The organism is Herbaspirillum sp. CAH-3, assembly GCF_009668275.1.
Lineage (GTDB): Bacteria > Pseudomonadota > Gammaproteobacteria > Burkholderiales > Burkholderiaceae_D > Herbaspirillum > Herbaspirillum aquaticum.
The window spans coordinates 37823-53520 of record NZ_VSWE01000005.1 but is presented as its reverse complement, the minus strand read 5'-3'; the positions used below and the strand labels follow the sequence as shown (position 1 = coordinate 53520).

The 15698-nt window shown below is 58.7% G+C and carries 11 protein-coding genes; 5 read left to right on the top strand and 6 right to left on the bottom strand.

Annotated features, from left to right (window positions below):
• The first annotated feature begins 78 nt into the window (after nt 1–78).
• The 4 genes from FYB76_RS07720 to FYB76_RS07705 all read left to right on the top strand — a co-directional run bounded on the left by FYB76_RS07720 (nt 79) and on the right by FYB76_RS07705 (nt 4441).
• Complete coding sequence (locus FYB76_RS07720; protein ID WP_154133252.1) at nt 79–870, top strand: sulfite exporter TauE/SafE family protein; 792 nt, start codon at nt 79–81, stop codon at nt 868–870.
• Between the two features lie 116 nt (nt 871–986).
• Nucleotides 987–1961, top strand: a complete 975-nt coding sequence (gene speB, locus FYB76_RS07715; RefSeq protein ID WP_195724603.1) for an agmatinase — start codon at nt 987–989, stop codon at nt 1959–1961.
• A 77-nt stretch (nt 1962–2038) separates the two neighbouring features.
• Complete coding sequence (locus tag FYB76_RS07710) at nt 2039–2854, top strand: transporter substrate-binding domain-containing protein (protein WP_154133251.1); 816 nt, start codon at nt 2039–2041, stop codon at nt 2852–2854.
• 51 nt (nt 2855–2905) lie between these two features.
• The gene (locus tag FYB76_RS07705) at nt 2906–4441 is read left to right on the top strand and encodes an amino acid ABC transporter permease/ATP-binding protein (RefSeq protein WP_154133250.1); all 1536 of its coding nucleotides are present in this window, start codon (nt 2906–2908) and stop codon (nt 4439–4441) included.
• Between the two features lie 18 nt (nt 4442–4459).
• On the opposite strand, the gene FYB76_RS07700 is transcribed toward FYB76_RS07705, so the two are convergent.
• The 6 genes from FYB76_RS07700 to FYB76_RS07675 all read right to left on the bottom strand — a co-directional run bounded on the left by FYB76_RS07700 (nt 4460) and on the right by FYB76_RS07675 (nt 13075).
• Nucleotides 4460–5431: a threonine/serine dehydratase gene (locus tag FYB76_RS07700; RefSeq protein WP_154133249.1), complete on the bottom strand. Its 972-nt coding sequence runs from the start codon at nt 5429–5431 to the stop codon at nt 4460–4462.
• 44 nt (nt 5432–5475) lie between these two features.
• On the bottom strand, nt 5476–6468 hold the full coding sequence (locus tag FYB76_RS07695) for an ornithine cyclodeaminase family protein (RefSeq protein WP_154133248.1): 993 nt from the start codon (nt 6466–6468) through the stop codon (nt 5476–5478).
• A 111-nt stretch (nt 6469–6579) separates the two neighbouring features.
• A complete protein-coding gene (locus FYB76_RS07690; RefSeq protein ID WP_154133247.1) occupies nt 6580–8202 on the bottom strand; it encodes an ABC transporter substrate-binding protein in 1623 nt (540 codons plus the stop codon).
• Between the two features lie 843 nt (nt 8203–9045).
• Nucleotides 9046–10815: an ABC transporter ATP-binding protein gene (locus FYB76_RS07685; RefSeq protein WP_154133246.1), complete on the bottom strand. Its 1770-nt coding sequence runs from the start codon at nt 10813–10815 to the stop codon at nt 9046–9048.
• Nucleotides 10812–12656 carry an ABC transporter ATP-binding protein gene (locus FYB76_RS07680; protein ID WP_154133245.1) on the bottom strand — a complete coding sequence of 615 codons (1845 nt, stop codon included), beginning with the start codon at nt 12654–12656 and terminating at the stop codon, nt 10812–10814. The genes FYB76_RS07685 and FYB76_RS07680 overlap by 4 nt, the downstream gene beginning before the upstream one ends.
• A 29-nt stretch (nt 12657–12685) precedes the next feature.
• On the bottom strand, nt 12686–13075 hold the full coding sequence (locus FYB76_RS07675; RefSeq protein WP_088754511.1) for a hypothetical protein: 390 nt from the start codon (nt 13073–13075) through the stop codon (nt 12686–12688).
• A 410-nt stretch (nt 13076–13485) separates the two neighbouring features.
• On the opposite strand from FYB76_RS07675, the gene FYB76_RS07670 reads away from it, so the two are divergent.
• A complete protein-coding gene (locus FYB76_RS07670; RefSeq protein WP_195724596.1) occupies nt 13486–15537 on the top strand; it encodes a TonB-dependent receptor in 2052 nt (683 codons plus the stop codon).
• Nucleotides 15538–15698: the final 161 nt, after the last annotated feature.

Genomic DNA, 15698 nt, shown 5'->3' with positions numbered 1-15698 from the left:
TGACCGTTACCGTGCTGGACCCATCGATTGCCGTTCTTGGCGTTATACCGGCGCACGCAACAATGCAATGATGCTGTCATGCCAATCACGCTGTGTACTGCGCTCATGCTTTCATCCTTTTTTTTCGGGTCGCTCACGTTGTTGGCTTGGCTGGCAGCAGTCAGTTTGCTTGCCGGTGTGATCAAAGGGGTCAGCGGTTTCGGGGCAGCGCTGATCATGGCGCCCTTGTTTGGCCTGTGGCTAACGCCGTCCCATGCCAGCGCATTGGTGATACTGCTGCATGCAGCAACAGCGTTACAGGGCTGGCGCAACTGGTCCCTGCTAGTACGCTGGAAGAGCGTGACGCCGCTGGCCCTGGTGGCCTTGGCATGCACCATGCTAACAACGCGCCTGTTCAATGATGGCGATAACACGCAAGTGCATCGGCTCATGGGCGCGGTGGTCATTCTGCTGACGCTGCTGCATGTGGGCGGCTGGCGCTGGCGACATCAGGGTGGCGTCGCAGCCACGCTGACGGCAGGCCTGGCCAGTGGTGCCATGACGGCTTTGGGGGGCATGGGCGGTGCGCCCGCAGTGTATTACTTCAGTGGCGCACCTGGGGGCAAAGCGGAGGACCACCACGTTACGGCGCGGCTACGCGCCAACTTGCTGGGATATTTCTGCCTGCTCTTCGTGGGCGCCAGTCTGATTCTCGGCTTGCAGCGGCATATCAATGCGACCGTGCTGGCGAGCAGTGCCGTGCTGGTGCCGGTGTTTGCTGCCGGGGTGTGGATCGGCGAACGCCTTTATCGGCACTTGCCGGCTTGCTGGATCAATTTCACGGTGACTGCCTTGTTGCTCGGTTCTGGATTGTTGTCCTTGCTGCGTTGAATGCGTAGCGCGTTCTTGGGTAGGTCGTAAGCAATGAGCTTGCTTTGCTCATGAGCGTGCGCGACGTGCCATTTTTTAAAACTGATTTGTCGTCAAGGATCACGAGGGGATGCACCATGTCGGTCAATAAATTTCATCCGATCACCGGATCGGTCATGCCACGGTTTGCCGGCGTTGCCTCGCTGATGCGTCTGCCGCTGGTAGGGCTGGAAGACCAGATGTTTGATGAGGTCGATATCGGCCTGGTCGGCGTGCCGTGGGATGGCGGCACCACGAATCGTCCTGGGGCGCGCCATGGTCCGCGCCAGGTGCGGGATGCCTCTACCATGGTACGCAACGTCAATCGTGCCAGCGGCATCAAGCCGTTCTCCCTCTGTAATTGCGCTGACCTGGGTGACACGCCGGTCAACCCGGTTGACCTCATGGACTCACTGGCGCGCATAGAGGGCTTCTTTGGACGCCTCAAGGCAGCCGACATCGTGCCGCTGGCGGTGGGTGGGGATCATCTGGTGAGCTTGCCGATCTTGCGCGCACTGGCCAAGGAGGGGCCGGTCGGCATGGTGCACTTTGACGCCCATACCGATACCTGGGATCGCTATTTTGGCGATTTCAAATATACCCATGGCACGCCGTTCCGCCGCGCCATCGAGGAAGGCATCCTGGATCCGAAACGTACTGTGCAGATCGGCATCCGGGGCGCCTTGTACAACGACGCCGAGGATACGTGGGGGCAGGAGCAGGGCGTGCGTGTGATTGATATCGACGAGTTCCACGAGATGGGTGTCAAGGCCGTCATCGCCGAGGCGCGGCGCGTGGTGGGGGAGGGGCCGACCTACATCAGCTTTGATGTCGACGCGCTTGATCCGGTCTATGCACCGGGAACCGGGACGCCCGAGATCGGCGGCCTCACCACCCTCGAAGCGCAGCATCTGATCCGTGGCCTGCAAGGGCTGAACCTGATTGGCGGCGACGTGGTGGAAGTCTCACCACCCTTTGACCCCACCGGTGGTACTGCCGCTGTGGCGGCTACGCTGATGTTTGAAATGCTGTGCGTGATTGCCGATAGCGTCAGTCATCGCGCAAGAAGATAAGAATTCAGCCTTGCTGCTTCTGCTTTTCATTGCTGTCTTTTTTTGTGTGCTTTAACCCTTCTCTTAAGGATGTTGCCATGTTCGATGCCTCCATCATCACCAAAAAAGTTCGTCTCGGTCTGTGCCTTGCCAGCCTGTTGTTCAGCGGGATGAGTGCCATTTCCGCCAACGCGCAGACCGCGGTACCGAATCAATTGAAGGTTGGCCTGGAAGTGGCCTATCCACCGTTTGAATCCTACGAGGGGGACAAGATCGTAGGCTTCGATCCCGAACTGACCATGATGCTGGCGCGTGCCATGAAGCTGCAACCCACCTTTGTCGATACCAAATTCGCCAGCCTGATTCTGGGCCTGGGCGCTGGCCAGCATGACGCTGTCATTTCCGGCCTGTACATCACGACCGAGCGCCTGGCCGTGGCCGATGCCATTCCTTATGCCAAATCGGGCGCACTGATTCTCGCGTCCAAGGATGGCGTGATGCCGAAAAGTGAAAACGATTTATGCGGTTTGAAAGTCGGCCTGCAAGCCGGCACCAGCTGGGTAAAGAAGCTCAAGGATCTGTCGACCGATTATTGCGCCCCCAAAGGCAAGCCCGCCGTCGATGTCCATGAGTTCCCGACCGCCCCGGAAGTCTTGCAGGCGTTGCTGTCGAAAAACATCCAGGCCCAGATTGAAGTGGCCGCCGTTGCCAAGGCCTTTGCTGAGAAAAGCCGGGGAAGGGTGGTGATCAGCTCGCCATCGCAGATCTACATGCAGACATTGGGGGTATTCGTCAAGAAGGGCAACGTCGCCTTGAAGCAGGCGTTCGAGGCTGGCATGGTGGCCATCAAGAAATCCGGCGAATATGACGCGTTGATCAAGAAGTATGACCTTGGCGCGGTGGATATCAAGTAGTCGCTGCATCACCCATCCGGAATAACCTGCACTGCCCACGCCGAGGATCTTATGCAACTGGATTGGCCGTATTTCTTTTCTCTCTTTTCCATGGGAGCCTTCTGGCGTGCGGTGGTGACTGTGGTGGAGCTGGCTGCCCTGTCTTGGGGTGTGGCCTTGCTGCTCGGATTTTTTGTCGCCAGCGCACAGCTATCAGCTTTACCGTGGCTGCGACTGCTGGCGAGGTGGTATGTCTGGTTTTTCCGCAGCGTGCCTTTGCTGGTGTTGGTGGTTTTCGTTTTCAACCTGCCGCAGCTGCTGCCATCGACGGGCTGGTTCTTGTCGGTTCCGTTCGTTTCCGGCCTGCTTTCGTTGGTGTTGAGCGAGACCGCCTACATGGCTGAAATCCATCGCGGCGGTTTGCTGTCGGTATCGAAAGGGCAGCGCGAGGCGGGACGTGCACTGGGTTTCGGCTATTTCGGCATCCAGACGCGCATCGTGGTGCCGCAGGCGTTTCGCATTGCCTTGCCCACGCTGGTCAATGAATACGTCACTATCGTCAAATTGACGTCGCTCGTGTCGGTCATTTCATTGCCGGAATTGCTGATGACCGGCCAGCGTTTGTACGCGCAGAATTTCCTGGTGATGGAAACGCTGTTGGCGGTGGCGGTCTATTACGTCCTGATCGTTTCGGTCTTCAGCATAGGCTTTCAATGGCTCGAAAAACGCCTTGATATGCAGAGCCGCCAGCCCAGGACGCTCAGCGAAGAACAATGTGCTCAATTGCGGGCACGACCGGCGCTTGCCGTTTCCGGCCAGGTGGCTCAACGCAGGCAACCGGCATCTGGCGCTCCGCTGGCCCTGGAGTTGCACGGTATCGAAAAGAGCTACGGGCCGCAAAAAGTGCTCAAGAGCATCAGCCTCACGGTGCGCAGCGGCGAAGTCATCAGCCTGATCGGACCGTCCGGTTCCGGCAAAACCTCGCTGATCCGCACCATCAATGCCCTGGAGTCCATCGACCGTGGCGAGATCATTCTGTTTGGCGAAGCTTATATCCGCGCCGGCGAAGACCTCAATTCCGGTCAGGTAAGGACCGGAATACGCCGCATCGGGATGGTGTTTCAAGGTTTCAACCTGTTCCCGCATCTGACGGTACTCGACAACATCAAACTGGCCCCCGGGTATCACCATCCGAAAGACAGCGCGCTGCATGAACAGGAAGCGCTGCAGCTGTTGGAAAGGGTCGGATTGCTGGCACATGCCTACAAATATCCGCATCAGATGTCCGGCGGTCAGCAGCAGCGCGTGGCAATCGCCCGTGCGCTGGCCTTGCGGCCGGATGTGATGTTGTTTGATGAACCGACTTCGGCACTTGATCCGGAATTGGTTGGCGATGTGCTCAAAGTGATCCGGGACCTTGCCAAGGAGGGCATGACCATGTTGATTGTCACGCACGAGATGGATTTTGCGCTCAGCATTTCTGATCGCATTCTCTTCATGGAGGGCGGTCATGTTCAGCTTGATGTTGCGCCGGATGTATTGCGGAATGAACAGCAGGGCGGCGAGGCGCTGGCGCGTACTCGCAGATTCATGGGGATCGCTGCCTGAATTGCCCGGACATCTTTGTTATGCGACAGGTTTATATACGTCAGCCAAATCACACAAGTCCCAATTGCCACCAGTCAATACCGCACAGACTTTCTCATCCGGCCTCACGCTGACACCACCCGCCAGCAACGCCCCGATACCAATCGAGGCTGCCGGCTCCGCAATAAGCTTGGCATCTTTTGCCAGGATACGCATCCCCTCGATAATGTGCTCATCCTCGACGAGAACGATCTCGTCCACATACTTTTCTATGATGGGGTAGGGATTTTGTCCCGGGACACTGATCCTGAGCCCATCCGCGATGGTATTTTTCAGAGGTAGTGATGTTCTTTGCTTGTTGATGCGGCTCTGATAGTACTTGGGTGTAAGAGCGGGCTCTGCTCCGACCACCTTGATGGAGGGGCGGGTTTCCTTAAGCGCAGTCGCAATCCCGGAAATCAAGCCGCCCCCACCCATGGGAATGATGACGGTATCCACATCTGGCAAATCATCGATGATTTCGCACCCAATGGTGCCTTGCCCGGCCATCACCACGGGATCTTCGAATGCGTGCACCATTACATAGTGATTTTCCGCGGCGATCTCGGCAACCTTCTTCCAACGAGCTGCCGTATCGCCGTCGAACAAGATAACTTCCGCACCCAGTGCTTGCGTGTTGGCGATCTTGATTTTCGGGGTAGTCACCGGCAACACCAAGAGCGCCTTCACGCCGAGCATCCTGGCGGCATAAGCCAGGCCTTGCGCGTGGTTGCCCGAAGAGGTCGCAATGATCCCATTGGCAATCGCTTCCCTCGGCAGCGATAAGGATTTGTTCAGCGCACCTCGAATCTTGAAAGCGCCCGTGATCTGAAGTGTTTCGGGTTTCAGATAGAGTTCGCAGCCAAACTGTTTTTCGATCTTCTCTGCGCGAAGCAAGGGCGTATGCCTGATATGGGGAGAGAGCCGTTCGCGCGCTTGGTGAATGTCTTGGAGAGTGGGATATTCATGCATGAAGTGGATTCCTTTTTTCGCTGCAAAGAAAATGCGAAGCGAACTTACTCAATGAATTCAAAGAACTCACCGATCTTGTTGACGACGGCGTTCTGGTAGATTTTCGTAGCTGTCGTATTGTCCTGGATGGCCATGCCGGTGGAATCGAAAATCGTGATTTCCTCATCGTTCTCCCGGCCTGGCTTCCTGCCCAGCAGAATCTCCCCGAGCTCACCATGAATATCATTCATGGTGATGATCTGTCGTGTCAGGGGATGCCAGCTCTCTCCTTTTTCACAGCACTGTGCTGTGGAGTCATGCACGATCTTGGCGTGCTTGAATAATGCGGGATCCAGCTCCTGTTTTCCTTGCTGATCAGCGCCGATGGCAATGATGTGTGTACCCGGCTTGACCCACTTGGCTTCCACCACCGGGCCAGTGCCACGCGTGGTGGTAACAAGAATGTCCGAACTTGCGACCACATCTTGTGCAGAGGTGGCGAGTGCCACAGGAAGACCAAAATCACGCTCGATATCCGCCTGGAAGCTGGCCATTTTTTCTGCGGTTCTACTCCATGCCTTGATGCCCTGAATATCGATGACTTCGCGCAGAGCACGAATCTGCATCCGGGCCTGCTGCCCAGTCCCGATTGCACCAATTACCTTGGCATCCTTTCTTGCCAGCACTTTGGCGGAGGCCGCCCCGGCAGCGCCAGTTCTGAGTCCGGTGACCAAACTTCCATCCATGACGCACATCAGGGCGCACGATCTGGCATCAAACAGGAGGATGGTCCCCATGCTGCTGGGCACACCATAGAGTTTGGGATTATCGGGAAATGCCCCCGAAGAACTCTTCATGGAAATGACTTCGTTACCCTCGTAATAGCTCAGCTTGAAGTCGATTTCTCCTCTCGGTGCAGGAAGATGGATACCGGTATAAGGAGGCTGCATTACGCTGTTTGCACTGAATGCCCGATAAGCCTCTTCGACGGTACCAATCACCTCCTTCATGGAGATCAATTTGCGAACTTCCTCTTTCTTCAGCAATAAGGTGCGCATCAATACTCTCTTGAATACTAAAACTCATTTCACAGCATTGAAGTGATGTGCCAGCAAACGGTGCAGCATAAAAATACTGCACCGCTTTTTCAGGCAACGACACGATCTGAATCAGGCATCCAGCCAAACATATTCTGCGCAGGTGTAGTTCATGAATGCTCCCAGTGGAACGGGAGTGATGCCCTTCACCTTGGTGTTGACGCCTTCGAGGTTAATGATGAAGACGGGAATGCCGATGCCGCATTTCTCATGCACGAGGATCTGCATGTCGGCATACATTTGCTTTCGCTTGTTGAAATCGGTCTCTCCACGTGCGGCGACCAGCAACTGATCAAACTGTGCATTTTTCCAGCCCGACTCATTCCATTGCGCATCGGACTTGAATAACTGCGTAAACAAAATGTCCGCACTTGGGCGCGGATTGATATTGCCGAAGCCCAACGGCACCTTCATCCACTGGTTGGACCAATAGCCATCAGGAGGTACGCGTTTGACATCCAGTTTCAACCCAATTTTCTGCGCACTTTGCTGCATCAGCACGGCGATGTCGACCGAACCGGTAGCCGCTGCCGACGCCACGAGAGGGATAGTGCTACCCAAGACGCCTGCCTTTTGCAGGTGGAACTTGGCCTTGTCCGGATCGTAGGGGCGCTGCGGCAAACCGGGGAAATAAAAACGGTTGGTCGGATCGATAGGTTGATCATTGGCGGTCACGGCGTAACCACGGAAGGCGGCGTTCTTGATTTGCTCCCGGTCCATCAAGTACTTCATTCCCAAGGTGAAATCCATGCTATTGCCGGGTGCCACATCCTGACGGATGACCAGATCGGTATAGAGCCCCGTTCTGGTCTCTATCACGGTATAGCCTGCGGTCGTCCTGACGCGCTCGGTAGAACGGGCATTCACGTCATTGATCCAATGCACATCGCCCGATAGCAAGGCATTGACCCGGGCGGCCTCATCGGGGATGCCAAAGACTTCAACCTCATCGAGATAGGGCATTCCCGATTTCCAGTAATTTTCATTGCGCACGCCAATGGTACGCACTCCCGGGGTGAACTCCTTGACCTTGAACGCGCCAGTTCCATTGGGCGTGCGGAAGTCGGTCGTGCCGTCCCGGATGATCAGGAATTGCGCCGTGGACAAGATCACAGGCAGGTCGGCATTGGCACCTGCCAGTTTGATCTGCACTTCATTGGGCCCTGTCGCTTTGACCGACTCGATCTGATCTGCCACGACCTTGACCTTGGAGGCCACAGCCGGGTCTTTGTGACGCATCAGTGAATACACGACGTCGGCCGGGGTGAACGGTTTGCCGTCGTGAAAAACGACATCTTTACGTAGCTTGACGGTCCAGGTAATGGCATCCGTAGTCAGCAGTTCTTCGGCCAGCACCATTTGCGGGCCGAGCTTGCTATCGAGCTTGGTCAGTCCGTTATAGAACAGATTCACACGCGTGTAGTCAGTGGCGTGTGCCGCCTTGGCAGGATCGAGGGTGTCGGCGGTGGAACTGGTTTGGGTGGCCATGCGGAGTTTGCCGCCGCGCTTGGGTGTCTGTGCCATGGCGCCACTGCTCACCGCCATGAGGCTGGCCGATCCCAACGTCAAGAGACTCCCGGCCATCAGGGTGCGCATCATGTCGCGACGCGTGAAGCCATCGCGGAGGCCGCTCCCTGACTCAGCTGCTGCAGTCAATTCATCGGAGAAGAATCGCTTGTTTTCCTGATTACTCATGAAACCCCCGTCATCAAAGTTGAACTACGAAATTACGGAATGGACCTCGCTGCTATTGGTGCGGCTTACCGCTTATGGACAACGATCTCTCCCTAAAACGTCATAGGTTCAACTGGAGTCCCCGCCTGATCCTCAGGATTACAACACGGCGAAATTTATTGTTTATGTCGATTTATGTGATGGCTGAGGCAGGAATGTGTGTTTAGGGCGACCTCATCAGCAGAATTTGCCGAGCGATGCAACAAGCCTTATTGATAGCCCCAGAATGGGGCATCCTCCCAAAAATGGACTTGCCTTTCCTTATTGCTCTGGCGAAAAAGAACATCCACGCATTTCTTCACAAGGCCCGCGCCGGGCCGTACTGCGGCAGAAGGTTATGGTGGCAATCAGCTGGATGATTAGCGAAAGCGTGTCTCCACTATCGTGCCTGTCGTCAGACTCATGCCGCTTCCCTGCAACATCTTTCCTGCAGCGGCAAACCAGGCCGCGCCCATGCGCAGCGCCACCAGCAGGTAGAGGTGCAGGTTGATGAGGGGGGCGGCCAGGCTGAAGGTGAGGCCGCTGCCATAGCTGACCAGGAAGGCGGCTCCGGCGACCTGGCCGATGATCAGACCCAGGCTGTGCAGCGGTTGCGCACCGGCCTACGTGAAGGCATAGCCGAGAGGGCGCGGGCAGACGAAGGAGCGGTCGGGAAGGTTGGCGCAGTGGTCATGGTAATACCGATATCAATCGTTGATAACGAATGCATCGCCACTGTCTGCTGTCGCTGTCAATCGCTATAAAGACGCATGGTAAAAGATTCGTTGCGGTGCGGCGATGACATCGAACGTCAATCTGAGTTGCTCAATGCAGGCCCAGCTGCCAGGACTGCCCTTGGCTCCATGCCGACCAAAGCTGCTGATAAAGCGGGCAGCGGCGTAGCAGTTCGGCATGGCTGCCGCAGTCGATCACCTTGCCCTGATCCATCACTACCACCTGGTCTGCCGCGACCGCGTGATCCAGGCGGTGCGCCACCATGATGGTGGTGCGTCCTGGCAGCAGCTCACGCAGCGCGCAGCGGATGGCGTGATCGTTTTCAGCATCCAGCGCCGAGGTCATTTCGTCGAACAGCACGACAGGCGCATCCTTGAGCAAGGCGCGGGCGATGGTGAGTCTTTGCTTTTGTCCTCCGGAGAGATTGCGTCCCCATTCAGCCAGCTGGGTGTCAGCTCCATCCGGCATCGCATCTACGAAAGCTTCGCACTGGGCGGCGCGCAGAGCAGCGCGTACTTGCTCCGGCGTGGCATGACGGGCGCCGGCTGCGATATTGCTGGCGATGCTGTCCTGGAACAACAGGCCATCCTGGAACACCATACTGATGCGCGCCAGATGGTCGCCCAGCGCAACCGCGCGGATATCCTGACCGTCCACGAGGATGCGACCAGTGCTGGTATCGTGGAAGCGCGCCAGCAGTTGCAGCAGGGTCGACTTGCCCGCGCCGCTGGGGCCGACGATCACGGTGGTCTTGCCAGCGGGGAAATCGAGATCGAGATTGTGCAGCACCGGCTCGCCATGCCGGTAACCGAAGCTGACCTGCTCCAGCCGGATCTGCGCCTCTCCCGCTGCCACCTCCGCGTGGCCGTCGGGAAGAGCGGGATGGGCCAGCAGGGCGGCATGAGCGGCCATGGCTTCCTTGCTGGCCAGTGCCTGGAAGCGTTGCGCCAACAGCGATTCTATGGGCTGGCTCAGGGTGCTCAGCACCGCCAGCACGATGAGCAGTTGGGCGCCGTCGAGATGGCCGTCCAGATAGCGCCATCCGGCAAAGCTCAGGGCGGCTGCCATCACCAGGCCGAACAGGCTGTTGGAGATCAACAGGCCTGGCGCCAGCTTCCAGCTCGTACGTTGGTAAAACTGTCGCAGTTGCTGGTTGTGCTGGGTGAATCGCTGCTTGATGCGGGCATCATCCTGGTAGGCGCGCAGTACCGGCATGCCGGCGCTGAGTTCGCCCAGATGGCGCGAGACCTGTTCCAGCTGCGCCTGCTGCTGCCGTGCGCTGGTCAACATCCTGTGCCCGATCTGCTCCATTACCAGTACCGCTACGGCCAGCAAGACCACGACCAACAAGGCCAACGTCAGGTCCAGCCACCCCAGCGCGCCGACCAGGGCAGTCAGCAGCAACGCGTTGCTGATCTGCTGGGCGATCCCGAAGGAAGAAAATTCTTCCACCCAGCGCAGGTCGTGCACGATGAAGCGCGACAGGCGTTCGCTGGGAAAAGCGCGCGCGAGCAAGCCCAGTGGAACCCTCATGGCGTGGGCGACCAGGTTGGAGCGCAATTGCCCGGTGATGCGATAGCCCTCCATGAACAGTGCGGTCTGCGCCGAGGAAGTCATCAGCAGCCGCAGCAGCGGGCAGGCGCACGCCAGCAGCACCGTCCAGTAAGGTGGTACTGCCTGCGCCCCACGCAGCAGGCTGCCCAGCAAGATGGCCGCGCAGAGATAGGGGACAGCGCTGAGCAGACCATCCAGCATCATGATGCACAGTGCACGCAGGTAACGTCGCTGTTCCTGGACGGGGGTGTTGCCGAACCAGGTGTGGACAATCTGGTTCCAGCTCAGGGTCTGTCGGGTCGTCATGAGAGGGCGGGAGAAGAGGGTTCGGAGGTTGGCTGCGCGGGCGTGATGTCGTGGGCGTGCTGCATTCGCCACAGGCTGGCATAGCGACCTTGCTGCTGCAGCAGTGCGGCATGCGGGCCTTGCTCGACCACGTGTCCTTGTTCCAGCACGATGATCTGGTCGGCGTGCGCAATGCTGCTCAGGCGGTGCGCGATGACCAGTACGGTCTTGTCGGCGGCCAGGGCCGAGAGCGCCAGTTGGATGCGATGTTCATTGAGGGCGTCGGCCTGGGACGTGGCTTCGTCCAGCAGCAGGATGGGCGCATTCTTGAGAATGGCCCGGGCGATGGCCAGACGTTGTTGTTCGCCGCCCGAGAGCAGCGTACTGCCCTGCGCCAGCACGGTCTGGTAGCCCTGCGGCAGCGCCATGATGAACTCATGCGCCTGTGCCGCCCGCGCCGCTTGGATGACTTCCTCCTCGGTGGCGGCAGGTTTGCCCAAGCGGATGTTGTCGGCAATGCTCATGTCGAAGAGCTGGTTTTCCTGGAAGATGCAGGTGATGTTCTGGCGCAATGCCTCGCGCGTATAGTCGTTGATGGGCCGCTCGCCCAGCAGGATGCGGCCGCTGGTCACATCCCAATGACGCAGCAAGAGCTTCACCAGCGTCGATTTGCCCGAACCGCTGCCGCCGACCAGTGCGGTAGTGGTGCCGGGATGCAGGGTCAGGCTGAGATTGTCCAGCACCGCCTGCTGGTGATAGGAGAACGAAACCTGCTCGCAGCGGATGGTGATTTTCTCGGGCAGGGACGTGTGGCTGCCCTCGCTCTGTTCAGGAGCGCCCAGCAACATGTCCAGGTGTTCGAAGGCTTGCTGCTGCTGCACGAAACGGTTGGAAAAACCGGCCAGCTTGGTCAAGAGGTTGCCCAGCCCAGGCGTGAAGAAGACAAAGAAGCACAAGGTGGCCAGGTCCAGGCTGCCCTGCTGGTGCCACCACAGGCCCAGCGGCAGCAGCAACAGCAGCGGTGAGCTCACCAGCACCTGCATCACCAGATTGGGCAGCAGCGCGCCACGCACCCAGCGATGGGCGGTGCCGACATAGTCGCCATTGGCTTCTTCCACCCGGTCCTGCATGGCGGCCCCGCTGTTAAACAGTCGTGCGGCGGGCATGGTGCGCAGGATCTCGGTCATGGCCTTGAACAGCTTGCCCTGGTTGAGATAGAAGTCCTGGGCAATGTCATGCCGCTTGCGCATGAGCAGCATGCAGGCCACCATCCCCAGTACCAGGCTCGACAGCGATGCCAAGCTGAGTCGCCAGTCCACTGCGAAGAGGCCGGCGATGACGATGAGCGGTGCAATGAAGTGCGAAGTCAGTTCCGGGATCAGATGTGCCAGACCATCTTCGAGTTGCTCGACGTCGTCGATCACCACCTGCCGGATCTTCTGTGAAGAATGGTCCTGGAAAAAGCCCAGTGGCACATTGACCAGCCTGGAGAGCAACTGGCGACGCAGCTCGGTCTGGATGTCTGCCGCCATCAGGTGCGAGCTCACCTGGCTGGCCAGGAAGCACAGCCGCCCCGCCAGCGTCCCGCCAATGAGCCAGCCCACCAGGGCAATGAGGCGGTCCTGGTCGAGTGACGCATGCAGCAGCGCCAGGCTGAACTGGTAGGCCACCAGGTTGGGCGTGAGGCTCAGGATGGCAGCAGCAATGCCGGCCAGCGTGGCGATGAGCAGGGGACCTGGTCTTGTACGGGTCAGCGCCAGCAGTCGGGAGACTACGCCGGGCGCAGGGGCAGCGCGCGCTGCAGAAACAGAGGCGGCCTCAGGAGGGGCCGCATCAGATGGGGGCAGAGGAGTCGCTTGCACGGCAGAACCTTTCTTGGAATCCGGCCTGCTCAGGCGGCCAGCCAGTGGTTGGCCTGGGCCAGCGCGGCATCCTTGTCGGCTACGATCTTGTAGGGATAGGGGGAGCGACTGGACATCACATAGATCAAGGCCTTGCGCCAGAAGGCATTGCGTTTGCGCTCGTCAGGCTCGATGCGCACTGCGCCCAGGCACCACTTGCGTTGTTCGGCCAGGGTGCGCTTGCTCCACTGTGCATACAGCTTCATGAAATGCGCAGAATCGCGCGGCAGCTCCGCCCCGGAAAAGATCAGAACGAATTTCGCGCCACGCGCCAGCACGGCGTCGAGCTGCGCAATGACGCCGTCGGCGTCGGCGTCGCTGACATGATCGGGCATCTGGTAGTGGACGATGGGCCAGTCGTGGGTGCTGATGATGCTCATCTCGTTTTTCCCTTCTTGTTCGTGAGGTGCGTTGACGTTTTTGCCGTGGATGCCTGGAGGGCGTGCGAGCGATACTATCAAATTTGGATGCAAATGCGAATCATTATTGTTATTATCTGGCTCGCTGCAAATCGTCGTAATCATTCAACAGTGAACTTTTTGATACCAGGAAGGTGTTGCGTAGCGTTAGAGGCCGATGTTCTGGAGCGGGGTGTCATCTGTGCCACCTCGCGTAATTTGCCGGGGGAGGACACTGGCATGCGGACCTCAATGGCGGCATCGGCGCGAAATCTGTTCTTAGCCTTGTTTCTTGCCCGTGAACAGTGGAGAGAGGATTGCATTGGCGTGCTGGCATGCCATCACGGTCTTCTCAAGACACCTGCAGGTACGAGATTAAGGACAACAAAAACATGTTCCAAAGAAAGCCGATCTATATGGCCCTCACCGGGGCGCTGACTCTGTATTCGCCGGTGGGCGTGGCGCAGGAGGTTGCTTCGCAAGGGGCCGCCCTACCCGAGGTGACGGTGCAGGCAAGCAAGCAGGGCAAGACCGAGCAGAAGATCAACGGCTCCACCAGCGTGGTCTCAGGTGCGACGCTGGAGCAAGCCAACGTCAGCCGCACCGATGATCTGCAACGCGCCTTGCCTGACCTGTATTTGCCGCAACAGGGCAACAGCGCTTTCATCACCCCGTCGTTGCGTGGCGTGGCCTCCCTCAATACCTACAATCCGGCCGTGGTGATGTATGTGGACGGTGTGCCGCAGTTCGTGACAGCGCAGTCGCAGCTGCTCACCAATGTGGAACAGGTGGAACTGCTGCGAGGCCCCCAGGGCAGCCTGTTTGGCCGTAATGCCGCCGCCGGGGTGATCAATATCGTCACGCGCCAGCCTGACAATGAACTGGCCGGCCATGTCGAAGGTGGGTTTGGCAACCGTGGCCGCCGCACCACCACTGCTTCCATCTCAGGACCGCTGGTCAAGGACTCCCTGTATGGCGAAGCCGTGATTGCTTACGACAGCGCCGACGGCTTCCTGCGTAGCCTCTCCAGTGGGCAGGACAATGTGGGCATGCGCGAGGATGTGGCCGGCCAGGTCAAGCTGCGCTATGCCCCCGTGGGCGGGCCGCTGGACGTGCGTTTCATGGCCAGCCATGAGTGCGTCCGCTCTGCCGAAGACAACTACGTCTCCTACACCAATTTCAGCAACCGGGTCATCCTGGACGGCAACTCCGTACCGGGGCTGGCTACGATGAACTCCTATATGAAGCGCTGTATCGACAACATGTCGCTGAGCGCCGATTACGACTTCAGCGACTATCGCCTCAGCCTGGTCACGGCCCGCAACAAGGTCGATATCCGCGAGCGGCTGCTGGGTGCGCAGGGAAAGTCCATGCCCGAAAGCCAGGAGAGTCTGTCGCAGGAAGTCCGCTTGGCCACCCGCGGCACGGGCCGTGCATGGGATGGCGTGGTGGGCGCCTACTTTGAACACGGTCGCTACAAGCAGCGCAGCAGCTACGTGCTATTCCCGACCTTCGGCACCGACCGCTCGCAGACCACCACCGACTCGGCCGCCGTGTTCGTCGACGGGACCTGGCACGTTACCCCGCGTTGGGATGTCAGCGCCGGTGCGCGCCTGGTGCAGGACAAGGCCGAGACCTCCGGGGTGCTACCCATCGAAGGGGTGGCTGCCTATGCCGCCAGCACCAGCAGCAACAAGGCGCTGGGCAAGTTGAGCACGGGCTATCAGCTCACACCTTCGCTGCGTTCCTACGCCAGCCTCAGCCAGGGTTACAAGCCGGGCGGCTACAATCTCCAGCCGACCAGCGCCAACGACAGCCGCTCCTATCGTCCCGAGACCTCGCTGAACTATGAGATGGGGCTCAAGTTCAACACCCCGGACCAGAAGGTCAGCGCCCGCGCCGCCGTGTTCCAGATCGAAAGCCGCAATACCCAGCTGTACCAGGGCATCGTCGGCAGCCAATACCTGACCAACGCCGGACAAGCCCGCTCTCGCGGCATCGAAGCCAACCTGTCGGCTGAAGTGTTGCGCAACTGGACACTGGGCCTGGATGCGCAGGTGGTCGATTCGATCTTCACCGACTATCGCGTCAACAGCAGCACCGACTACACCGGCAACAAACTGCCCTTCGTGCCCCGCTATATCCTGGCGGCCAGCCTGAGCGGCCGCATTGCAACCGACGTGGGCATGGTACGTCCGCGTGTGGCAGCGCGCTACATCGGCCAGCAGCAGTTCGATGCGGCCAATAGCCTGAAGCAGCAGGGCTACATGCTGGTGGATGGCCAGGTGTCGTGGCGCGCTACCAGCAAGCTCGATGTGAGCTTCTACATCAACAATGCCTTCGACAAGCGTTATCTGAACTATGCCGCTACCTCCAACGGACTGAAGTTCGCTACCCTGGGCGAAGGCAGGGAGTTCGGCGTGAAGCTGCGTTACGATTTCTGAGCGGAGTGCAGGGCCAGTTGCGCAGCGTAGTCGTGGCGTGATCACTGGTCTAAGCAAGTAAAAAACAGGCAAAGGTGCAAGCCTTTGCCTGTTCTTGTTTTGTTGTTGATATTCCGTTTCTATCCTTGTCTTGATCGATGTTGATGTTGGGATCAAACAAC

What these genes read in the sequence shown, in the direction of transcription:
- FYB76_RS07720 (WP_154133252.1), top strand. Translation starts at nt 79, where the DNA reads ATGCCAATCACGCTGTGTACTGCGCTCATGCTTTCATCCTTTTTTTTC.
- FYB76_RS07685 (WP_154133246.1), bottom strand. Translation starts at nt 10,815, where the DNA reads ATGACGACCCGACAGACCCTGAGCTGGAACCAGATTGTCCACACCTGG.
- FYB76_RS07710 (WP_154133251.1), top strand. Translation starts at nt 2,039, where the DNA reads ATGTTCGATGCCTCCATCATCACCAAAAAAGTTCGTCTCGGTCTGTGC.
- FYB76_RS07690 (WP_154133247.1), bottom strand. Translation starts at nt 8,202, where the DNA reads ATGAGTAATCAGGAAAACAAGCGATTCTTCTCCGATGAATTGACTGCA.
- speB (WP_195724603.1), top strand. Translation starts at nt 987, where the DNA reads ATGTCGGTCAATAAATTTCATCCGATCACCGGATCGGTCATGCCACGG.
- FYB76_RS07700 (WP_154133249.1), bottom strand. Translation starts at nt 5,431, where the DNA reads ATGCATGAATATCCCACTCTCCAAGACATTCACCAAGCGCGCGAACGG.
- FYB76_RS07670 (WP_195724596.1), top strand. Translation starts at nt 13,486, where the DNA reads ATGTTCCAAAGAAAGCCGATCTATATGGCCCTCACCGGGGCGCTGACT.
- FYB76_RS07675 (WP_088754511.1), bottom strand. Translation starts at nt 13,075, where the DNA reads ATGAGCATCATCAGCACCCACGACTGGCCCATCGTCCACTACCAGATG.
- FYB76_RS07705 (WP_154133250.1), top strand. Translation starts at nt 2,906, where the DNA reads ATGCAACTGGATTGGCCGTATTTCTTTTCTCTCTTTTCCATGGGAGCC.
- FYB76_RS07695 (WP_154133248.1), bottom strand. Translation starts at nt 6,468, where the DNA reads ATGCGCACCTTATTGCTGAAGAAAGAGGAAGTTCGCAAATTGATCTCC.